Source organism: Streptomyces sp. NBRC 110035 (genome assembly GCF_000829695.1).
GTDB lineage: Bacteria > Actinomycetota > Actinomycetes > Streptomycetales > Streptomycetaceae > Streptomyces.
The window spans coordinates 53,630-73,317 of sequence record NZ_BBNN01000041.1; the positions used below are offsets into that span (position 1 = coordinate 53,630).

Annotated in this window: 19 protein-coding genes and 3 pseudogenes; 15 read left to right on the forward strand and 7 right to left on the reverse strand. The window is 70.6% G+C overall.

The window, feature by feature from the left end; all coding sequences use genetic code 11:
* The first annotated feature begins 3 nt into the window (after positions 1-3).
* Positions 4-969 (forward strand): folate-binding protein YgfZ, encoded by a 966-nt coding sequence (locus TU30_RS27340; RefSeq protein ID WP_042174843.1) that lies wholly within the window; start codon positions 4-6, stop codon positions 967-969.
* Between the two features lie 56 nt (positions 970-1,025).
* Here TU30_RS27340 and dtd read toward each other — a convergent pair whose 3' ends face one another.
* The gene (gene dtd / locus TU30_RS27345; protein WP_042174846.1) at positions 1,026-1,451 is read right to left on the reverse strand and encodes a D-aminoacyl-tRNA deacylase; all 426 of its coding nucleotides are present in this window, start codon (positions 1,449-1,451) and stop codon (positions 1,026-1,028) included.
* A 177-nt stretch (positions 1,452-1,628) separates the two neighbouring features.
* On the opposite strand from dtd, the gene TU30_RS27350 reads away from it, so the two are divergent.
* The 3 genes from TU30_RS27350 to TU30_RS27360 all read left to right on the forward strand — a co-directional run bounded on the left by TU30_RS27350 (position 1,629) and on the right by TU30_RS27360 (position 4,999).
* The gene (locus tag TU30_RS27350; protein ID WP_042174847.1) at positions 1,629-2,270 is read left to right on the forward strand and encodes a hypothetical protein; all 642 of its coding nucleotides are present in this window, start codon (positions 1,629-1,631) and stop codon (positions 2,268-2,270) included.
* Between the two features lie 130 nt (positions 2,271-2,400).
* The gene (locus TU30_RS27355) at positions 2,401-3,675 is read left to right on the forward strand and encodes a GNAT family N-acetyltransferase (RefSeq protein WP_042174850.1); all 1,275 of its coding nucleotides are present in this window, start codon (positions 2,401-2,403) and stop codon (positions 3,673-3,675) included.
* A gap of 385 nt (positions 3,676-4,060) precedes the next feature.
* Positions 4,061-4,999 carry a FadR/GntR family transcriptional regulator gene (locus TU30_RS27360; RefSeq protein ID WP_078878550.1) on the forward strand — a complete coding sequence of 313 codons (939 nt, stop codon included), beginning with the start codon at positions 4,061-4,063 and terminating at the stop codon, positions 4,997-4,999.
* 45 nt (positions 5,000-5,044) lie between these two features.
* Here the strand turns inward: TU30_RS27360 and TU30_RS27365 are convergent, their stop codons facing one another.
* Entirely contained in the window at positions 5,045-5,239 is a 195-nt protein-coding gene (locus TU30_RS27365; RefSeq protein ID WP_042174854.1) for a hypothetical protein, read from the reverse strand.
* Between the two features lie 163 nt (positions 5,240-5,402).
* Between TU30_RS27365 and TU30_RS27370 the strand changes: the two genes are divergently transcribed.
* The 3 genes and pseudogenes from TU30_RS27370 to TU30_RS27380 all read left to right on the forward strand — a co-directional run.
* A complete protein-coding gene (locus TU30_RS27370) occupies positions 5,403-6,296 on the forward strand; it encodes a winged helix-turn-helix domain-containing protein (protein WP_042174855.1) in 894 nt (297 codons plus the stop codon).
* Positions 6,242-6,543 (forward strand): annotated as a pseudogene (locus TU30_RS37715) (HAD family hydrolase); the annotation flags it as partial. The gene TU30_RS27370 and the pseudogene TU30_RS37715, both read left to right, overlap by 55 nt.
* Before the next feature lie 16 nt (positions 6,544-6,559).
* Positions 6,560-6,991: pseudogene (locus TU30_RS27380) on the forward strand (hypothetical protein); the annotation flags it as partial.
* Here the strand turns inward: TU30_RS27380 and TU30_RS27385 are convergent.
* The gene (locus TU30_RS27385) at positions 6,948-7,682 is read right to left on the reverse strand and encodes a FadR/GntR family transcriptional regulator (RefSeq protein WP_042174861.1); all 735 of its coding nucleotides are present in this window, start codon (positions 7,680-7,682) and stop codon (positions 6,948-6,950) included. The pseudogene TU30_RS27380 and the gene TU30_RS27385 overlap by 44 nt on opposite strands.
* A gap of 282 nt (positions 7,683-7,964) precedes the next feature.
* Here TU30_RS27385 and TU30_RS27390 point away from each other — a divergent pair, with 282 nt between their 5' ends.
* The 7 genes from TU30_RS27390 to rox all read left to right on the forward strand — a co-directional run bounded on the left by TU30_RS27390 (position 7,965) and on the right by rox (position 15,350).
* Positions 7,965-9,218 (forward strand): aminotransferase class V-fold PLP-dependent enzyme, encoded by a 1,254-nt coding sequence (locus TU30_RS27390; RefSeq protein WP_042174863.1) that lies wholly within the window; start codon positions 7,965-7,967, stop codon positions 9,216-9,218.
* 250 nt (positions 9,219-9,468) lie between these two features.
* The gene (locus TU30_RS27395) at positions 9,469-10,761 is read left to right on the forward strand and encodes a sugar ABC transporter substrate-binding protein (protein WP_042174866.1); all 1,293 of its coding nucleotides are present in this window, start codon (positions 9,469-9,471) and stop codon (positions 10,759-10,761) included.
* 5 nt (positions 10,762-10,766) lie between these two features.
* On the forward strand, positions 10,767-11,861 hold the full coding sequence (locus TU30_RS27400; protein WP_234307996.1) for a carbohydrate ABC transporter permease: 1,095 nt from the start codon (positions 10,767-10,769) through the stop codon (positions 11,859-11,861).
* The gene (locus TU30_RS27405; protein ID WP_042174868.1) at positions 11,858-12,694 is read left to right on the forward strand and encodes a carbohydrate ABC transporter permease; all 837 of its coding nucleotides are present in this window, start codon (positions 11,858-11,860) and stop codon (positions 12,692-12,694) included. The genes TU30_RS27400 and TU30_RS27405 overlap by 4 nt, the downstream gene beginning before the upstream one ends.
* Before the next feature lie 431 nt (positions 12,695-13,125).
* Positions 13,126-13,488, forward strand: a complete 363-nt coding sequence (locus tag TU30_RS27410; RefSeq protein WP_042174870.1) for a hypothetical protein — start codon at positions 13,126-13,128, stop codon at positions 13,486-13,488.
* Positions 13,489-13,507: 19 nt separating this feature from the next.
* On the forward strand, positions 13,508-13,693 hold the full coding sequence (locus TU30_RS27415) for a hypothetical protein (protein WP_042174872.1): 186 nt from the start codon (positions 13,508-13,510) through the stop codon (positions 13,691-13,693).
* A 214-nt stretch (positions 13,694-13,907) separates the two neighbouring features.
* The gene (rox, locus tag TU30_RS27420; protein ID WP_042174874.1) at positions 13,908-15,350 is read left to right on the forward strand and encodes a rifampin monooxygenase; all 1,443 of its coding nucleotides are present in this window, start codon (positions 13,908-13,910) and stop codon (positions 15,348-15,350) included.
* A 391-nt stretch (positions 15,351-15,741) separates the two neighbouring features.
* Here rox and TU30_RS27425 read toward each other — a convergent pair whose 3' ends face one another.
* Both TU30_RS27425 and TU30_RS27430 read right to left on the reverse strand, forming a co-directional pair.
* Positions 15,742-16,176, reverse strand: a complete 435-nt coding sequence (locus TU30_RS27425; protein WP_042174875.1) for a VOC family protein — start codon at positions 16,174-16,176, stop codon at positions 15,742-15,744.
* Between the two features lie 448 nt (positions 16,177-16,624).
* Positions 16,625-17,017 carry a hypothetical protein gene (locus TU30_RS27430; RefSeq protein ID WP_042174877.1) on the reverse strand — a complete coding sequence of 131 codons (393 nt, stop codon included), beginning with the start codon at positions 17,015-17,017 and terminating at the stop codon, positions 16,625-16,627.
* 93 nt (positions 17,018-17,110) lie between these two features.
* Between TU30_RS27430 and TU30_RS27435 the strand changes: the two genes are divergently transcribed.
* Positions 17,111-17,734 (forward strand): TetR/AcrR family transcriptional regulator, encoded by a 624-nt coding sequence (locus TU30_RS27435; RefSeq protein ID WP_042174879.1) that lies wholly within the window; start codon positions 17,111-17,113, stop codon positions 17,732-17,734.
* Positions 17,735-18,307: 573 nt separating this feature from the next.
* Here the strand turns inward: TU30_RS27435 and TU30_RS27445 are convergent.
* Together TU30_RS27445 and TU30_RS27450 are read right to left on the reverse strand one after the other, a co-directional pair.
* Positions 18,308-18,811, reverse strand: a complete 504-nt coding sequence (locus TU30_RS27445; RefSeq protein ID WP_042174883.1) for a GNAT family N-acetyltransferase — start codon at positions 18,809-18,811, stop codon at positions 18,308-18,310.
* Between the two features lie 171 nt (positions 18,812-18,982).
* A pseudogene (locus TU30_RS27450) lies at positions 18,983-19,688 on the reverse strand (transposase); the annotation flags it as partial.

The window sequence follows — 19,688 nt, forward strand, 5'->3', positions numbered from 1 at the left end:
AGTATGAAGAGCCCCCTGCTGACCCTGCCCGGCGCCGTCCCCGCCGAGGGCGTGGACGAAGGCGTCGCCGCCCACTACGGCGACCTGTTCCGCGAGCAGCGTGCCCTCGCCGAAGGCACCGGCTTCGTCGACCTGTCCCATCGCGGGGTCGTCACCGTCTCCGGGCCGGAACGGCTGAGCTGGCTGCACCTGCTGCTCACCCAGCACGTCAGTGACCTCCCGCCGCACCGGGCCACCGAGGCGCTGATCCTCTCCGCGAACGGCCACATCGAGCACGCGCTCTACCTCGTCGACGACGGCGAGACGGTCTGGGCCCATGTCGAACCCGGCACCCAGGAGGCGCTGATCGCCTACCTGGAGTCGATGAAGTTCTTCTACCGGGTCGAGATCGCCGACCGCACCGCCGACGTCGCGGTGGTGCACCTGCCCGCCGGTTCCATCGCGGAGGTGCCCGAGGGCGTCGCCGTCCGCGAGACGCCGTACGGCCGTGACCTGTTCCTGCCCCGCGCCGACCTGGAGTCGTACGCGGGGAAGGCCGGGCCGCCCGCCGGTCTCCTCGCCCACGAGGCGCTGCGGGTCGAGCAGCACCGCCCCCGGCTCGGCTTCGAGACCGACCACCGCACCATCCCGCACGAGCTGGGCTGGATCGGCGACGCGGTGCACCTGCAGAAGGGCTGCTACCGGGGCCAGGAGACGGTCGCCCGGGTCCAGAACCTGGGGAAGCCGCCGCGCAGGCTGGTCTTCCTGCACCTGGACGGCAGCGAGGTCCACCTGCCGCCGGCCGGGACGGACCTCCGCCTGGCCGACGACGGCCCGGAGGGCCGCCGGATCGGCTTCGTCACCACGTCCGTACGCCACCACGAGCTGGGCCCGGTCGCCCTCGCGCTGGTCAAGCGGAACGTCCCGGTCGACGCCCGCCTGACGGCCGGGGACACGGCGGCGGCCCAGGAGACCGTGGTCGAGCCCTGACCCGCGCCGGGTGTCTGACCCGTGCCGGGTGTCTGACCCGCGTCAGCGGGTGCGGGTCAGACCTCGAGGAGGACGGTGAACGGGCCGTCGTTGGTCAGTGACACCCGCATCCGCGCGCCGAAGCGGCCCGTCGCCACCGTCGCGCCCAGCGAACGCAGCCGGGCGACCACCTCGTCCACCAGCGGTTCGGCGACGTCCCCGGGGGCGGCGGCGTTCCAGGTGGGGCGACGGCCCTTGCGGGCGTCGCCGTAAAGGGTGAACTGGCTGATCACCAGGAGCGGGGCGTCGAGGTCGCTGCACGACTTCTCGTCCTGGAGCATCCGCACCGACCAGAGCTTGCGGGCGAGCTGCGCCGCCTTCTCCTTGGTGTCCTCGTGCGTGACGCCGACCAGGACGCACAACCCCTCGCCCTCGATCGCCCCCACCGTCTCGCCGTCCACGACGACGCTCGCACCGTCCACCCTCTGCACCACTGCACGCATACGTCCATCATGCCGGTCGGGGAACAGACGGCCGACGGTGGTCCGCGCGGGGTCCCGGGCGGGCTATTTTTACTCCTTGGCCCCCATCTGGGGCGGATCGTGGGCACTCGGTCACACAGCGGCCACCAGGGGTGGCACGATGCTGACACACACCGGTCGAGGGGACGGTCGAGGCACATGAGCACACCAGGAACCGGGCAGCAGTCCGGGCCGCCCGTCCCGTCGGCCCGGGCGGGGGTGGAGGAACGCGAGTTCCACCGCCCGCCCGCACAGCGCACGGACAGCCCGGCGCTGCCCGGGGAGCACCCGGGCCCCGAGCCCGCCCTGGCCGTACGCAGCCTGCCCGAGCTGCGCACCCTGCGTCGCGCCGCCCAGCGTGACGAGGCCGACCTCAGTTACGTGCGGCGGCTGCTCCAGGGGCGGATCGACATCCTGCGGGCGGAACTGGCCCGGCGTGCCCCCAAGGGCGGGGCCCCGGTCGACGCCCGGGGCGAGGGGGCCGTGGTGGAGCGGCTCGCGGAGATCCTGCGGGACACCCCGGCCCGCCAGCGTTCGTCCGCCCGCCACGTGACCCTGGGGACGCCGCAGAGCGAGCGGTACCGGCGGCTGGCGGCGGAGATGCTCGGCGAGGTCGAGCTCTCGGACCTGGGCGCGCGTACGGACGGGGAGCTGATCGCGGCGATGGGGCGGCTGGTGCGGTGCGAGCAGCAGGTGTCCCGGAGCCGGCAGGGCCTGCAGCGCGCCGCCGACGACTGCAGCGCGGAGATCACGCGCCGGTACCGCGAGGGGGAGGCCCAGGTCGACGACCTGCTGGTGTGAAGCGGGACAGGGCGGGGCGGGACAGGGCGGGGCGGGGTGCCGGACGGGTGGCCCGCACGCGGTGGCGCCGGGGCGTGGGCGGTCGGAAAAGCGCGCGACACCTCCGTCGGGGCCGACCTACCGTGAGGGCATGACCCCCAGCGCCGCAACGCCCCGCACCGACATCGACGTACGCCTGATCACGGAGACCGAGTTCGCCGACTGGAACCGGGCCCTGAACACCGGGTTCCTGCGGGAGCCCACCTCCTCCGAGGAGAACCTCGAGGCGCGGCGCCGTCTGTGTTTCACGCCGGGCCGGTCGCTGGGAGCCTTCGACGGCGGCCGTTGTGTCGCGACGTTCCGTTCGTTCGCGCAGGAGCTCACCGCGGTCGGCGGGGCCGCCGTGCCCGCCGACGCGATCACGAACGTCAGTGTGACCCCCACGCACCGCCGGCGGGGTCTGCTCACCCGCATGATGGCGCAGGACCTCGCCGCCGCGAAGGAGCGCGGGGACGTCGTCGCGACCCTCGTCGCCGCCGAGTACCCGATCTACGGCCGCTACGGCTTCGGCCCCGCCACCTGGTCCACCGAGTGGACCGTCGACGTCCCGCGCACCGGTCTCGACCCGCGCCGGTCCCACCCGGAGTGCGGCGGACGGGTCGACCTCGTGGACGCGGAGGACGTACGCAAGCTCGGCCCGGACCTGCACGAGCGGCTGCGCGCGCTCCAGCCGGGCGCGGTCAGCCGGACCGATGTGTGGTGGAAGACCGCCACCGGCGCCGTGCGCTTCCACCCGACGTGGAACGAGCCCTTCTTCGCCGTGTACCGCTCGGCGGGCGGCGAGGTCGAGGGCATGGTCTCCTACGCCGCGGACGACACGTGGGGCGACTCCAGGCAGCCGTTGAACACGGTGCGGGTGAACTGGCTGCTCGCGGTGGACCCGGCCGCGGAGCGGGCGCTGTGGCGCTACCTGTGCTCGATCGACTGGGTCGTGAAGGTGAAGAGCGGCTGGCGGGCCCCGGACGACCTGCTCCCGTTCCTCCTTCCGGACCCGCGCGCCGCCGCCGTGACGACGCAGGCGGACTGGCTGTGGGTGCGGGTCCTGGACGTCGTACGGGCGCTGGAGGCGCGGACGTACGAGGCGGCCGGGTCACTGGTGCTGGAGGTGACCGACGGTGCGGGGCTGGCCGGCGGGCGCTACCGGCTCCGGGCGTCGGAGGACGGCACCGGGACCTGCGCGACGACCACCGATGACGCCGACCTGACCCTGGACGTCGCAGAGTTGGCGCCGCTGTGGCTGGGCGACGAGTCGGCGGTGCGGCTGGCGGCGCTGGGCCGGGTCCGGGAAGAACGAGCGGGCGCCGCCCGTGAGGCCGACGCCCTGCTGCGTACGTCCAGGCGACCGTGGTGCCCGGACATGTTCTGAGCGCTGCCGCTGCCGCTGCCGCTGGCGCGCTCCCTCGGCGGTGCTTCCTCCCTTTCCCCCCTCCCTCTCGTCCGGCGGGTGTCGGTGCACCCGTAGCCGCAGCTGTCTTCGTGTCATCCGTAGCTGTTCTTGCTGTTCTTGCTGTTCGGTTGTGGTTGTGGTGGTGCTGACCGGCCGGGTTCCCGGCTCCCCTCCGGAGGGGAAGCCCGGTCGGTGGCTCGAGGAGTGGCTCCAGCTGTCACCGTGACGGCCAACCTCCTCGGAGGCTCGACCGTGGTGCTCGAGTTGGCGACCAACTTCTCCTGAGTTATCTCCGCCTGGGTGCGGCCCATAACCACCTTTCGCGGAACTGCCAAAAGATAGCGAGAAGTTGTAGGGTTTCGGCGTGGACCCGGAATACGCCCCCGTCCAGGGACGGAAGAGGCCACAGCGGTCACAGAGGACACATCGCGAGGTGGCCGACGAGTTGCGCGCCCGGATCAGGTCCGGAGAGCTGCGACCCGGCCAGCGCATGCCCACTCAGGCGAAGCTCGCGGACGAGTTCGGCGTCGAGCGCGCTGCCGTACGTCAGGCGCTGCGCATCCTGCAGTCCGAGCAGTTGCTCACCAATGTCGCCAAGGGAGCTCCGGCGACCGTCGCCGGCCGTCCCGGCGGCGCGCCGACCGGCCCGGGAGCGCCGCCCCAGCCCACCACGGCGGCCCTCGCGCCCCGTATCGCCGCCGCCTTCGAGGCCGAGCACGTCGAGATCGACGCCGTCTGCCTGACCGCGACATCCCTCACCCTCGCCATCGGCGAACCACTGCGCCGGATCCATGCCGGACGGATGAAACCGGCCAAGGTCGACGTCCGCGTCCTGCTGCCCGGCAGGAACGTCGACCTCGCCTTCCCGGTGGCGGTCGGGGACCCGGACGACGACCGGGGCGGCAACCGTCACGACGACCGTGGCGACGACCCCGTGCACGAACGGTGGCTGTCGATGCGCAACGCCCAGGGGCAGGTGCTCCGGCACAACCTGCGCGCCCTGCGCGCCACCCACGGCATCGACGTGCGGGTCTCCTTCCGGGCGCTGCCCTTCACCCCGCCGATGAAGCTGTACCTGCTCAACGGCGTGGAGGCGTTCTTCGCCTACTACACGCCGTCCCGCAGCGAGGCGCAGATCGGCCAGGAGAACATCCGGACGTACGACGTGCAGGGCACCCGCTCCGCGCTGTTCGCGTTCGAGCAGGGTGCCGGGACGCGGGACAGCGCCTTCGTGACGCAGTCCCGGCTGTGGTTCGACGCACTGTGGGAGACGATCAGTTCGGAGCTGCGGCTCACGGGCTGACGTCTCCCTGCCCCCGTGGGTGGGGGCTCGGCAGGTGCGGTGGGATCAGAGTGCGGGCCGCGCCACCAGCAGCGCGAGCAGGACGGCCCCGGTGGAGCTGACGCCCGGGCTGTTGGCCTTGATGCCGAGAGTGAGCAGCAGCAGCAGGCCGATGATGCCGTACTTCCCTTCGACGTACTGCTCGAGGGCGAGGGCGAGGGCGAGGACGAGGACCGCGGAGACGAGAGCGATGACGGGCACGATTTCCCCCTTCGTGCTGTTTCGTGCTTCCCTGCTGACGGAAGCGGAACCTCCGCCAACTTGGGAGAGTTGGCTACCAGCTCTGTTTGTGTTGTCCCTGCTTGGTGGGTACTTGTAAACAGCTTTCAAACAACTCACCATAGATGGATCAAAGTTGTAGCATTTGGTCGTGACCCAGGAGAACGTCGCAGTGAACGGCAACAGCAGGAACGCGCCCCAGCGGATAGCCGACGTCCTGCGTGAACGCATCCGCGCCGGGGAGCTCAGGGCCGGCGAACGCCTGCCCACCCAGGCCGAACTCGCCGAGGAGTTCGGTGTGGAACGCGGTGTCGTCCGCCGGGCGCTGCGCGTCCTCGCCGACGACGGCCTGCTGAGCAACGTCAGCAAGGGCAGCCCGCCCCGGATCGCCGAACCGGCCCCGGCGTCCGACGAGCCCCGGCCGACCATGGTCGGCCTCGCCCCCCGCCTCACCGACGCCTTCCGCGCGGCGCACGTCCGTATCGACGTCGTGTCCCACACGTCCGAAACGCTGATGGTCGCCGTCGGTGAACCCGTCCGGCTGATCCACGAGGGCAGACTCCGTCCCGAGTCGATCGAGTTCCGCGTCCTCCTGCCGTCCCGGACCATCAACCTGGCCTTCCCCGTCCTGGTCGCCGAGGGCGCCGAGGACGCCGACGGCGGCGGTCCGGTGCACGAGCGGTGGCTGCAGATGCGCAACGCCCAGGCCCAGGTGCTCCAGCACAACCTGCAGTCCGTCCGCCACACCCACGGCATCGACGTCCACGTCAGGTTCCGCGCCCTGCCCTTCACCCCGCCGATGAAGCTCTACCTGCTCAACGGCCAGGAGGCGCTGCTCGGTTACTACCTGCTGGCCAGGCGCGAGGAGGAGTGGGGCACCCAGACCCTGGACATGTACGACGCCCTCGGTTCCCAGTCCCTGCTCTTCTCCTTCGCCCGGCAGGCCGGCCGGCGGGACCAGGCGTTCGTGGAGGAATCCCAGAAGTGGTTCGACGCCCTCTGGGAAACCATCACCACGGACCTGACACTCTCCCAGTGACTTCTGACGCGACGCGGACCGGACCGGTGACACACGAGGCCGAGGACGACCAGAAGAACTTCGAGGGCGCGAACGAACCGATCGAACCGAGGGCGCTGGAAGACCTGGTCAAGGGCGCCCGTGTCGTGCTGTGGGACTTCGACGGCCCCCTCTCTGCCGCCTGTTCGCGGGGCGTTCGGCGGAGCGGGTGGCGAGGGAACTCGTCGAGTGGCTGGAGGTCCGGGGCCTGCACGGGCTGCTGATCGAACCCCGGTGACCCGGTGCTCACCTGCGTCGACGGGGAGATGGCCCTGGCCGGCGACCCCCTCTACGACCTGGTGCGCCACACCCACCTGACGCCCACCCGCCCGGAGATCCGGGACCGGATGTTCCGCCGCCGGGAACGCCGGCTGCCGTCCGAGTGCACCCGTGACCGGCGGAGGGACCGGCAGGTGTACCACTCGCTGGAGACCGTGCGCTCCGCGTACATCGACCTCGATCGCATCGTGACCGGAGCGGGCCTGGACGCCCCCGACGTCCGGCGTGCGGTGGACTCCTGCGCCATGACGCCGGCGGTGGCGACCGGAACGCTGGGCCTGCCGACCCGTACCACCGCCCCTTCCCGTCCTGCCCGCGCCGGGGCGCAGGCACAGCAGACGCCGACCCGCGCCGTCAGGCGGTGCCGTCCTTCCCGTGGGCCTCCGCGTCGTCCGTGAGGGGGTCCTCCTCCACTGGCGGCATCAGGGCGCGCAGCCACCGTTCCGTCTGGGCGACATGGGCCTCGGCCGCACCCGCGGCGGCGCCCGGGTCGCGGTCGGCGATCGCCGTGGCCAGGACGCGGTGGTCCGCGTCGCTCCTGCGGCGCAGCTCCGGGCCCTCCGGGAGGGTGAAGACCTGGTACTTGCGGGAGCGGGCGCGGAAGACCGCGAGGAGCGAGGCGAGCGTCGGGTTGCCGCCCGCCGCCGCGATCTCCGCGTGGAAACGGTGGTCGAGCTCCGAAGCCTCGGTGGGGTCCTCGGTGGCCTCCATCGCCTCGATGAGCGAGAAGAGGGTCGCCAGCGTCCCGGGCGTCGCGCGGGCGGCCGCCTTGGCGGCGACATGGGCCTCCAGGACCCGCCGGATCTCGTACACCTCCAGCAGGCCGGGCAGCGGCAGCAGTTGGAGCGTCAGCGAGAGGCTGCCGATCAGGTCCTCCGGTCTGAGCGGGGAGACGTAGGTGCCGGAGCCGTGCCGTGGCTCGATCACGCCCAGCGCCGCGAGCATGCGTACGGCCTCGCGCAGCGACCCGCGCGAGACACCCAGCTCCTCACACAGGTCCGCCTCGGGGGGAATGCGTTCACCGGCGCCCAGGCGCCCCGTCGCGATCATGTGCCGTAGGCCGTGGAACGCCTTGTCGACTGCGGACATCCGATTCCTTCCCGTCCCCCGAAGGGCCCGCGGCACGCGCCCTCCCCGATCCTCGGTGCACTGTAGCGAGCGCCGACCACAGGACGAGTCATCAGATGTCTGGGGCGTATCTGTCGCGAGTCATCTGACTTCTCTTGCTGCAGAGGGCTTGTCATGGCCGAAAAACGCATGCCAACATCCCCATTCATCATACGTCTCGCGTCTTCTCGTGTCGGAAGTCTGATGACCTCCCGTGCGAGAGGGCCGTACCCGGGCACGGCCCGGGATCCGGAGGGGAGTCATGTGAGCGAGACCGAGACCGAGGTCACCACCGCACCGCGCCCCCTGCTGCTGGCGGACGGCCGGCCGGCCCTGCACGCGTGGTCGCTGGACCCGGCCCTGCGTCACCTCAACCACGGTTCGTTCGGAGCGGTCCCGCTGGTGGCGCAGGAACGCCAGCAGCGGGTGCGGGAGGAGATGGAGGGGGCGCCGGTGGCCTGGTTCCCCGCGCTGCCGCAGCGGCTCGCCGGGACCAGGACCGACCTCGCCGCGTTCCTCGGCGTGGCCCCCGAAGACCTCGCCCTGGTGCCGAACGCGAGCGCCGGCGCCAGCGTCGTCTTCGCCAACCTCCGGCGCCGCCACGGCGGGGAGATCGTCGTCACCGACCACGGCTACGGCGCCGTCACCATGGGCGCCGAACGCCTGGCACGCCGCTGGGGCGGCCGGGTCCGTACGGCCGTGGTGCCCCTGGACGCGGACGAGGAGCAGGCGTACGAGGCCGTGGCCGCCGAGCTGAGCGACGCCACCGACCTCGTCGTCGTCGACCAGATCACCTCGCCGACCGCCCGCCGCATGCCGGTGGAGCGGATCGGTGCCGAGGCGCGGCGGCGCGGTGTCCCGCTGCTCGTCGACGGCGCGCACGCGCCGGGGCTGATCGCCGACCCGCTCGCCGGGCCGGCCTGCGACTTCTGGGTCGGCAACCTGCACAAGTGGGCCTGCGCGCCGCGTGGCACCGCCGCCCTGGTCGCCCGTGGCCCGCAGCGGGACGACCTGTATCCGCTGATCGACTCCTGGGGCGCCGGGGACCCCTACCCCGACCGCTTCGACCAGCAGGGCACGGTCGACGCCACCGGCTACCTCGCCACCCCCACGGCGCTCGGGTTCATCGAGAGCACCTGGGGCTGGTCCACCGCCCGCCGGTACATGGACGACCTGGCCGGTTACGCCGAGCGGACCATCGGCGCCGCGCTCGCCGGACTGACGGGCTTCGACGGCCCGGTGGACGTCGGCATGCCCGTGCCCGGGATGCGGCTGGTGCGGCTGCCCGAAGGACTGGCCGACAGCCGGGTCTCGGCCGACGCGCTGCGCGACCGGGCGGTCGGCGAGCTGGGGGTGGAGGCCGCCTTCACCAGCTTCGACGGCATCGGCTACCTGCGGCTCTCCGCCCACGTCTACAACACCGCCGAGGACTACGAGTACTTCGCCGAGCACTGCGTTCCGATCCTCGGCGAGTGGGCCCGCACGGCCCGCGCACGGCCGCCGCACCGCGCTTCCTAGCAGCGCCCGAAGCCCGCTTCCACCCCGCCCGCACCTCGTCTCCGGCTCGCCTGTATCCCGCCCGGCTCGTCTCCCGCTCCCGTCTCCGCCCGGCCCGGCCCGCCCGCACCTCGTCTCCGGCTCGCCTGTATCCCGCACCGTCCGCGCCCCGTCTCCGGCCGGCCCGTATCCCGTCTCCGGCCCGCCCGCAATCCCCGCCCGCACCCCTCCCCCGTCCCGCCCGCATCCCGTCAAGGAAGAGGTCAGCACGATGAGAAGAAGGACGGCAGCCCTCGCACTCGGCACCGCCGCCGTGATGGTTGTGACCGGCTGTTCCACCATGAGCCCCGGTGCGGACGGAACCGTCACCCTCAACATGGTGGAGAGCCTGACCAACCCGGCCCGCAGCGACCTGATCAAGGAGCTGATCGCCGACTTCGAGAAGAAGAACCCCGAGGTCGAGGTCAACCTGATCTCCCCGCCCACCGAGCAGGCCGATCAGAAGATCCAGCAGATGCTCCAGTCCGGCAGCGGCGTGGACGTCCTCGAGGTCCGTGACATCACGGTCGGTCCCTGGGCCAACAACGGCTGGCTGTACGACATGAAGAAGGACCTCGCGGACTGGAAGGGCAAGGACGCCCTGACCGAGAACGCCGTCCAGGCCTCCGAGGACGCCGAGGGCAGGACGTACTTCGTCCCGTACGGCTTCTACGGGCTGAGCCTCTTCCACCGCACCGACCTGATCGAGGAGGCGGGCTTCGACAAGCCGCCGGCCACCTGGGACGGACTGCTGGAGCAGGCCTCCGCCCTCCACGACCCGGCGAAGCGCCGGTACGGCTACGCCTTCCGCGGCGGGGCCAACGCGCACAGCAACGCCACCGCCGCCATCGAGGCGTACGTCGCCGACCGGATCGACCCGGCCAACGGCTACAAGCTGCGGGACGGCAGCACGATTTTCTCCGCCCCCGAGGCGCTCGACGCGATGGAGATGTACCTCGAGCTCTTCAGGAAGGCGTCGCCCAAGTCGTCCGTGGCGTGGGGCTACCCGGAGATGGTCGAAGGCTTCTCCAACGGGTCCACGGCCTTCCTGCTGCAGGACCCCGAAGTGATCGCCGCCGTATCGGAGTCGCAGTCGCTCGAGCCGGACCAGTGGAGCACCGCGCCGCTGATGGCCGGCCCGAGCGGCAAGACCGTCCAGCCGCTCGCCACCGCCGGGTGGGGTGTCGCGGACGGCAGCAAGAACAAGGCCGAGGCCGTGAAACTGATCGAGTTCCTCTCCGAGGGCGAGGCGTCGACGGCGTTCACCAAGAAGAACAGCCTGGTGCCGATCCTCGAGTCGGCGGCCGAGGACGAGTTCTACCGGACCGGCCCGTGGGCCAGCTACGTCACCATGACGGAGCAGCCGGACACGTACCTCGCCGTCGCCCAGCCGCGCGGTGTCGCCTGGTGGACCGAGTGGCAGCAGCAGGCCGACACGGACGTCCAGAAGATGATCCTCGGCAAGCTGACGCCGAAGGACCTGCTGGCGGGCTGGGACGCCTACTGGACCGAGAAGTGGAAGTAGAGGACATGCCGGGCACCGGTCCCTCGGCCACCTCGAAGGCCGCATCGAAGGCCACGCCAGAGGCCGACGCGAAGGCCGCCTCGAAGGCCACGCGGCGGACGCGGGCCGCGGTGGGGGCGCAGGGAGGCCGGGGGCACGGCCCCGGCCGCCGCCGGCGGGAGTTCACCACCCGTCGCGGTCTGCTCATCGCCGGGTTCCTGGCACCGGCGGCCGTGTTCGTGGCGGTCTTCATCTACTACCCGATGGTCGCGGGCAGCCAGATGGCCTTCCGGAACTGGAACCTGACGGACCTGACGGACACCTCGTGGGTCGGCCTGAAGAACTTCCGGGACGTCTTCGCCGATCCCGCGTGGACCACGGTGCTGGACAACACGCTGGTGTGGGTGGTCGGCTCGATCGTGCCGCAGCTGGTGATCGGCTTCGCGATCGCGCTGTGGCTGCGCCGCCGGTTCCCCTTCCGCGGCCTCTACCAGGCGTTGATCTTCTTCCCCTGGGCGATCTCCGGATTCCTCATCGGCATCCTGTTCCGCTGGATGTTCAACAGCGAGTTCGGCGTCGTCAACGACCTGCTGCAGAAGGCGGGACTGATCGACGAGCCGATCGCCTGGCTGGCCGATCCGCAGACCGCGATGACCGCCGTACTGGTCGCCAACATCTGGTACGGGGTGACCTTCTTCGCGATCATGATCCTGGCCGCGCTGCAGTCGATCCCCGACGAGCTGTACGAGGCGGCGGCCCTGGACGGCGCAGGCAAGGCGCGCACACTCTTCCGGATCACCATTCCGTACATCCGCACGACGCTGGCGCTCACCGTGCTGCTGCGGGTCATCTGGATCTTCAACTTCCCCGACCTGATCTTCGGCATGACCGGGGGCGGGCCGAACAACGAGACGCACATCGTGACCACCTGGATGATCAAGATCACCCAGCAGGGCGACTACGGCAAGGCGTCCGCGATCGGCCTCCTGGTGGTCGCCGTACTCCTGGTCTTCGCGGTGTTCTTCCTGCTGGCGACGCGGGAGAAGCAGGCGTCCGGGAGAGCGGACAGCAGACGGGGCGCCAAGGGCCATGGTGCGGGAAAGCGAGAGGTGAAGGCGTGATCGGCAAGGAAACCACGGCCGGCCGGGCCACCAAGTTCACCTTCCTGGGATTGTGGCTGGTCTTCTCCCTCTTCCCGCTCTACTGGATCACCGTCACGTCCCTCAAGGACCCCGGCACGATCTTCTCCTTCCCGATCGCCTACTGGCCCGAGCAGTTCTCGCTGGAGAACTACCAAGGGCTGTTCGGCAAGGCCGACTTCGGGACGTACCTCGTCAACAGCCTCGTCGTCGCGACCGTCGCGGGGGCGGTGGCCACGGCGATCTCGACGCTGTCGGCGTACGTCCTGGCCCGCTTCGAGTTCCGCAGCAGGTCGGCGCTGCTGATGGCGGCCCTGGTCACCCAGATGATCCCGTCCTTCATCGCGCTGGGCCCGCTGTACCTGCTCATGACCGATCTGCGGCTGGTCGACAACCGCTTCGGACTCGTCCTCGTCTACATCGCGGTGTGCGTGCCGTTCTGCACGGTGATGCTCCGCGGGTTCTTCGAGAACATCCCGGACGCGCTGGAGGAAGCCGCGATGATCGACGGCCTGTCACGGTTCGGGGCGCTGGTCAGGGTCCTGCTGCCGGTGATGCGCCCGGGGATCGTGGCCGCGTTCATCTTCAACTTCGTCAACTGCTGGAACGAGCTGTTCCTCTCGGTGACGCTGATGAACAGCGACGCCAACAAGACGGTCCCGACGGCGCTCAACGGCTTCATCTCCAGCTTCAACATCGACTGGGGATCGATGTCCGCGGCGGCCGTCCTCACCATCCTCCCCACCATGGTCCTCTTCGCCTTCGCCAGCCGCCACATCGTCCAGGGCCTCACCTCGGGCGCGGTCAAGGGCTGAACGGCCGGGCCGGACGACGGGAGGGCGCGGCCCCGGATCCGGCGGCGCGCTCCTCGCCCGCCGGGCGAGCCGATACGCGTCGGCCTCCCGCACGAGTTCCTGAACACGGATCCGATGCAACGCGAAGCGCATGCCGTTCCTCCCCGACCCTGACGCCGAGCCCTTTGCCCGGCTCTCCCGAGGCTGCGGCCTCACCCGACGTGAAGGTCAACCACCGGTGCCCGCACCGCCGGGGCCGTCGCCGTGCGGGGCGTCGCCGCACGGCATCCGACCGGCTCCGGGCCGCCGCCCTGTGTGACCGCGGGCTCCCCGCGTCGTTCTCAGAGGTGTACTTGTAAGAGGTATGTCCCTGAGAGAGGAGGGCCGCGCCCATGGCTCGGTCCCTGCCTCGGCCTCCGTCCCCTGGGCGCAGTCTTCCCAGGCCGCCGGACATGTTCGACCGGGAGTGGGAGTGGGAGTGGGAGTGGGAGTGGGAGTGGGAGTGGGAGTGGAGCGAGCTGACGGCGTTCGCGACCGGAGAGGGCGTGGGACCGAGGCTCGGGGTGGTGTCGGGACGTCGCCGTCAGGGCAAGAGCTTTCTGCTCCAGGCCCTCGCCGACGCCACTGACGGCTTCCACCACGCGGCCGTGGAGGCGTCGGCCGCCGAGTCCCTGCGCCTGCTGGGAGAGGCGGTCGCCCGCTACGCCGGCGCCGCCTCCCTTCCACGGCCCGCCACCTGGCACGAGGCACTGGAGGTGCTCTTCGACCTGGCGGCCGAACGGCCAGGACCAGGGCATTCTCCTGTCGGTCGGTGAGGTCACGTGGCAGAAGGTCATGGACCTCGGCCACCTCGAACGCCTCCGCCGCATCCTCCACCTGCTCGAGGCAAGGGGCGTGGACACCACCCACGCCACCCCTGCCTGCTCCAGCGGCGCCGGCTTCTCCCCGGAACTGCGCGAGGCCGCGGCGCGGGGCGAGGTCCTGCTCGTGGACCCGGAGCGGCTGTACCGCGGCTCGTAGCGTCCGGTTCGAGGGGCGGGACGACAAAAGGCAAGGAACGTGTCCGCTCCCTGCCTCTTTCAACGTATAGCGCACCGGGGGGCTTGCGGCAAGGCCCCGGTCGTGCCGCAGAATCGTCGCCCTGGGCCGGAACCTGCGCAAATCGGCGATTCACGTGGCATGTGTCTCTTCGCGCGGGTATGGGCCTCTTCGGTCGTCCGGGGTGGGGGTTTTCATGACTGACGTGATCGTGGTCGGCGGCGGGCCGACCGGGCTGATGCTGGCCGCCGAACTGCGGCTGCGCGGTGTGCGGGTGGTCGTGCTGGAGAAGGAGGCCGAGCCGACAGGGCACGTCCGTGCGCTCGGGCTGCACGCGCGCAGTGTCGAGGTGATGGACCAGCGCGGTCTGCTGGAGCGGTTCCTCGCTCAGGGCAGGCAGTACGCGGTCGGTGGTTTCTTCGCCGCCATCGACAAGGGGTGGCCCGACCGGCTGGACACCGCGCACGCGTACGTCCTCGGCATTCCGCAGCCGGTCACCGAACGCCTGCTGACCGAGCACGCCGTCGCACTCGGTGCCGGGATCCGGCGCGGCTGCGAACTGGTCGGGCTGAGCCAGGACGAGGACGGGGTGAGCGCCGAACTGGCGGACGGCACACGGCTGCGCTCGCGTTACCTCGTCGGCTGTGACGGCGGCCGCAGCACCGTGCGCAAGCTGCTCGGCGTCGGCTTCCCCGGCGAACCGAGCCGGGGCGAGACGCTGCTGGGCGAGGTGGAGCTGGACGTGGCGCCGGAAACGCTGGCCGCCGTGGTGGCCGAGGTCCGCAGGACCCAGCTCCTGTTCGGCGCCATCCCCGAGGGGGACGGGGTGTACCGCGTCATCGTGCCCGCCGAGGGCGTGGCCGAGGACCGTGCGGTCCCGCCCACCCTCGACGAGCTCAAGCAGCAGCTGCGGGCGTACGCCGGCACCGACTTCGGCGTGCACTCGCCACGCCGGATCTCCCGCTTCGGCGACGCCACCCGTCTCGCCGAGCGCTACCGGACCGGCCGGGTGCTGCTGGCCGGCGACGCGGCGCACATCCACCCGCCGACCGGCGGCCAGGGACTCAACCTCGGCATCCAGGACGCCTTCAACCTCGGCTGGAAACTCGCCGCCGAGGTGGCCGGCCGGGCCCCGGAAGGGCTGTTGGACAGTTACGAGGCCGAACGGCGCCCGGTGGCCGCCGACGTGCTGGACAACACCCGCGCGCAGATGCTCCTGCTGTCCCCCGGGCCGGGGCCCCGGTCGGTGCGCAGGCTGCTGTCGGAGCTGATGGACTTCGAGAACGTGAACCGGTACCTCATCGAGAAGATCACCGCGATCGGGGTCCGCTACGACCTCGGCGAGGGGCACGACCTGCTCGGCCGGCGGCTGCGGGACGTGGGGCTGAAGCGAGGCCGCCTGTACGGGCTGATGCACGGCGGCCGCGGACTGCTGCTCGACCAGACCGGAGGCCTGCTCTCGGTGGAGGGCTGGGCCGACCGGGTCGACCACGTCGTCGACGTCAGCGAGGAACTGGACGACGTGCCCGCGCTCCTGCTCCGGCCGGACGGACACGTGGCGTGGGTCGGCGACGGCCAGGAGGACCTGCTCGCCCACCTGCCCAGGTGGTTCGGCGCCGCCGCGGGCCCGTCCCGGTGAAGGCGCACCAGGCCGAGGCCGTGACCAGCAGCGGCTGATGGGGAGTGGGACGCGGTGCGGCCCGGCGTCCCGGTCGATCGGGGCGGTCGCGTCCCTCGTCGTGGTGCAGGGGATCGACCGTCGCACAGTCCGGTACGAGGCCCCTGGTGGTCTCCGTGGAGGCGAGGCGGCAGCCCACAACCCGCAAGGCGCCACGCCGAGAGGAGCTGGACCCCCGAACCGGCGAAGCCGTCGTCCCCGGCCTGCGGAGTCCGGCGCCCCGACCGGCTGCACCACCCGGCGGGGCGCCGTTGTCGGAGCACCGCGTGCCCTGCGCTGCTTCGCGGTCGGCAACGAACCCGCCGAGGGGCTCGAACAGGACCGTGATCGCGTGCTCCTCCTCCACAGCCCCTCAGTCGAGACAGAACTCGTTGCCCTCGACGTCCTGCATCACGATGCACGACTCGTCGAAGCCGTCGGCACGCAGCAGCCGCACCCGCACCGCGCCGAGCGCGACCAGCCGTGCGCATTCGGTCTCGAGTGCGGCGAGGCGCTCCTCGCCCACGAGCCCGGTGCCGACCCGCACGTCGAGATGAAGCCGATTCTTGACGGCCTTGCCCTCGGGAACGCGCTGGAAGAACAACCGCGGTCCCACCCCCGAGGGATCGACGCAGGCGAACGCCGAGCCCTGACGCTCGGGCGGTAGCGAGCGGTCGAAGTCGTCCCACGTGGCAAACCCCTTCGGCGGCGGCGGTACGACGTACCCCAACACCTCGCACCAGAAACGAGCGACGCGCTCCGGTTCCGCGCAGTCGAAGGTGACTTGGAACTGCCTGATCGATGCCATCGGACCACCGTAGTGGCGCGTGCTGTTCACCAGAAGACGGAAACCCCCGCACCGGCAGCCCTGCTGCCTCGAACTCCACCAGGACCACATCCGCCAACGGGCGCCGACACCCGCCCTCGTCGTCCCGCCACCCGACCTCGAACCGGTCCATGGCTGACAGCGCCTGCCGGGCTGTTCCTCGTGCCCCCGTATGAGCCACTGTGCGGAAGCGGCGGGACCGAGAAGAAAGAACGGAACCGCCCCCTGTCCGGGTGGTCGAACACCGTCGGCATACGGCGGACATGAGGAGGCGTTCCAGCCCGGCAGTCCATACGTTCGGCCGCATGGCTGACGAATGTTTCGGGCATCCACGGCTGTCCGGCCTCGCTCAAGGTGAGGCAGGGTGAGTGCTTGACCTGGGTGCCTCAGTTCGAGCGAGACGGGGGCGGGTCGGCTGTCTCGCTCAACCCTAGGTATCGCGCTGAGAGTCCGAGGTCATCTGCGTAGGGGCAGCGGCGACCAGCAGCGCGGCGAACACGAGGGGAGCGGCCGTCTGGTACCCCATCCAGACTTCGCCCCCGGCACCGCTGCCCTGCCGCGCCATCAGGAAGCCAGTCAGGGCCGTCAGCACCCAGCCGCTGTCGTAGGCAATCATGAACTGCGTGTAGGTGCGCATCGACCGGCTGCGCGTGTATCTGATCTCGATGCCGCCGCCGATCAGCAGGGCCACGCCTGAGACGACCATCAGCCAGGCCGACGTGCCGAGTAACCGGCCGAGTGGGGCAGCGCCGGCGATGTAGACAGCGGCGAGCAACACCTTGAAGGCGCCGTCGGCGATGGCGCCCACCGTCTGGCGGGTCACCCGCGGTGCCACGGCCTGGGCCGTGAGCGCCCTCCTCGAAGTTCGTCCAGACTGGTTCCGTAACGAGATTACGGCAATAATCAAACTATGAGAATGACGAGAGCGGAGGCCAAGGAACGCAACCGCCGTGCCTTGCTGGACGCTGCATTCCAGGTCGTGTCCCGGGACGGATACAGGGCCAGGCTTGATGAGATCGCCGAACGCGCCGACCTGACCACCGGCGCCATCTACTCCCTGTTCGGAAGCAAGGACGGCCTGGTGGTCGCCCTGGTCGCCGACTACCTGCGGCCGTACTACGAGGAGATCGAGCAGGCGGTTCCTGCTGGACTTGATCTGCTGGAAGCGGTCGACGCCTTCGCCCGGTACTACCGGCGCAGTTGTGACGCCCCGGACGCGCTGTCCGGCCTGTCGCTTCAGATCACCTTGCTGGACATGGTCCTGCATGACCCAGAGCTGGGGGCCCAGCTCGCCGCGTCCATCCGGTCGCAGGAGAAGCATCTGGTTGCGCTGTTCACCGGAAGGTCGCACGAAGGGGGCGTCGTGACGCCGCAACAGGCGCAACGCCTGACCACCGCGCTCAGGGCGCTGTTCGTTGGCCTCAGCCAGGGTGTCCCTCTCGGTCTTGCCCCTGGTGCCGACGAGCAGTACTTCGCCGACACTGCCCGGGCACTGGCATCCGGGTTGTCCCTCATCGATCACGATGCGGGCGCTTTGTGATGACCAGTCAGGATGAGGCGTCATCGCGCTTACTCTCGTGAGTCAGGTCTGCGACGACTTCCACCAAGCCGACAAGTCCGTTGCGGAGCCACGGGAGCGTGATGCCTCGGGGGCGGTGGTCCAGGTGGAAGGCTTGCACGAACTCGATCTGAGTGGTGCCGGTGAGGTGTGCGACTCTGCGTTCGCTCTCCGGCTGCTGTGCCAGGGAAATGATCAGCTTCGTGAACCTGAACCGCCCCGGCCCCGCAACCGGCCCGGCACCGGCAGCAGGGGCCTGGCCCCCGCCCACTCCGCGTCGGACATGTCCGTCGGACAGCGGCGCTCGCGCACCCCGTGGTCGCCGGCGTTCCCGAACCGGTGAGCCAGGCAGTCACACGCAAGGGTGGCAGAAGTGGACTCCGCCCACGTGGTGCCGTAGAACTGCGTCAACAGGGCCTCCTGGGCAGCTTTTTGGCGTAGACACCCTTTGAGCTGCCAAGAGGCCCTGCTTTCACGCGCGGAAACCGCCGCAGTCACCCGATCGAGACTCCCGTTCGATCGACAGCCTTCGAGATCGGTGCGGGCAACAACCACTTACGTGTCGGGATGCTCCGGCAGGGCGAGCCAGTCCGACCAGGAGATCTCGCGGCCGAGGAAGCGCGGCTGCTCGAACGGCCAGTCGGCGGCGATCCACTGCGGCATCAGCGCGTCGAGGGCCTGCTCGACCTTGCTGCCCTCCAGTTCGTCCACCACCCACCAGGAGATCTCGGCGTCCGCACCGGCCCTCTCCGGTGGGTCGATGTAGACACAGCCGAGCAGAGCCGTCTCCGCCGCGTCGAACAGCGCGTAGTTGAAGGACTGGTGTGCGGCGATCTCCTTCTCGTGCCGCAACAGGTCGGCCTGGTCGGCCTCGTAGGTCATGGTGGCCGCGGGCCAGCCCCAGGCCGGGCCGAAGATGGTCCACAGCCGCTCGCGTGAACCCATCACAGCCGGATAGTCGAGCGGGGTGTCCGCCTCCCGGATCGGCCGCAGGTGATGACCACCGTCCGGCAGCGGTACCAGGACGGGGTGGACGAAGTCATCGGGAAGCCAGCTCATGGCGCCCGACCGTAGCAGCGCGCGGCCGTCCGCTCCCCTGGATTTTCCCCGTATACCGCCAGGCCCGCCCTGCTCTCATGCCGGGCAGGGCCCGCGCGGTCACCCGATCGAGACTCCCGTTCGATCGACAGACTCCATGATCGGTATGGCAACGGCTTCTCAGCTTGAAATTTAACCTTTGCGAGCTTTGCGGCGATTGCGTTCAGTAACGCTCTCCGGGCGTCTGGTGGTCTTGCCGACGTCGTAGCGGGTGGCGGGCCGCTGGTTCTTCGATCCAAGCGGCCTGCCTGGTCCGGGTGTTGTGGGTTTCGGAGCACGGGCCGGATTGTGCAGGTGCGGGCGGATGTTCCTGAACCCGCGGCGGACGCGGGCCGGAGTGAGTCGGGAGGGTTCGGCCGGCTTCTCCCAGGGGCGGCGGAGGTCGGCGGCCGCCGCGCGGGTGAGGCGGAGCTGAGTGTGGGCGGCGATCACGATCCAGGTCCACCGGTCCGCCGCCTCGGGGGTACGGAGCTTGGGGCGGGTCCAGCCGAGGGTCTGTTTCGCGAAGCGGAAGGTGTGCTCCAGGTCGAATCTGCGCAGGAACGCCTGCCAGCGCAGATCGACGTCCTGGCTGGTCATCCCGGTGCGGGAGGACCACAGCCATAGCGGCAGCGGGTCGGCGCCGCCGGGCAGGTGGTCGACTTGGAGGCGGATCACCGTGCCCTCGATGACGGGGAGCTCGGCGGTGTGGTCGATCCACGCGGAGCGGGTGGTCAGCTTCGGGTGAAGCCGGTCGAAGGCGAGGGCATTTGCGGTGCCGTACCGGTCGGTGACCTGCACCGTCGCGGCGTCCGGCTCGCCCCAGGTCTCGGGCTTGGCGAAGCGGAACTCCCTCCCG

Bases quoted from the DNA above. Each gene is read 5' to 3' on its own strand.
- TU30_RS27425 (WP_042174875.1), bottom strand. From the start codon at position 16,176: ATGGCATCGATCAGGCAGTTCCAAGTCACCTTCGACTGCGCGGAACCG.
- TU30_RS27355 (WP_042174850.1), top strand. From the start codon at position 2,401: ATGACCCCCAGCGCCGCAACGCCCCGCACCGACATCGACGTACGCCTG.
- TU30_RS27445 (WP_042174883.1), bottom strand. From the start codon at position 18,811: ATGAGCTGGCTTCCCGATGACTTCGTCCACCCCGTCCTGGTACCGCTG.
- TU30_RS27395 (WP_042174866.1), top strand. From the start codon at position 9,469: ATGAGAAGAAGGACGGCAGCCCTCGCACTCGGCACCGCCGCCGTGATG.
- dtd (WP_042174846.1), bottom strand. From the start codon at position 1,451: ATGCGTGCAGTGGTGCAGAGGGTGGACGGTGCGAGCGTCGTCGTGGAC.
- TU30_RS27410 (WP_042174870.1), top strand. From the start codon at position 13,126: ATGTTCGACCGGGAGTGGGAGTGGGAGTGGGAGTGGGAGTGGGAGTGG.
- TU30_RS27350 (WP_042174847.1), top strand. From the start codon at position 1,629: ATGAGCACACCAGGAACCGGGCAGCAGTCCGGGCCGCCCGTCCCGTCG.
- TU30_RS27340 (WP_042174843.1), top strand. From the start codon at position 4: ATGAAGAGCCCCCTGCTGACCCTGCCCGGCGCCGTCCCCGCCGAGGGC.
- TU30_RS27415 (WP_042174872.1), top strand. From the start codon at position 13,508: ATGGACCTCGGCCACCTCGAACGCCTCCGCCGCATCCTCCACCTGCTC.
- TU30_RS27400 (WP_234307996.1), top strand. From the start codon at position 10,767: ATGCCGGGCACCGGTCCCTCGGCCACCTCGAAGGCCGCATCGAAGGCC.
- TU30_RS27385 (WP_042174861.1), bottom strand. From the start codon at position 7,682: ATGTCCGCAGTCGACAAGGCGTTCCACGGCCTACGGCACATGATCGCG.
- rox (WP_042174874.1), top strand. From the start codon at position 13,908: ATGACTGACGTGATCGTGGTCGGCGGCGGGCCGACCGGGCTGATGCTG.
- TU30_RS27435 (WP_042174879.1), top strand. From the start codon at position 17,111: ATGACGAGAGCGGAGGCCAAGGAACGCAACCGCCGTGCCTTGCTGGAC.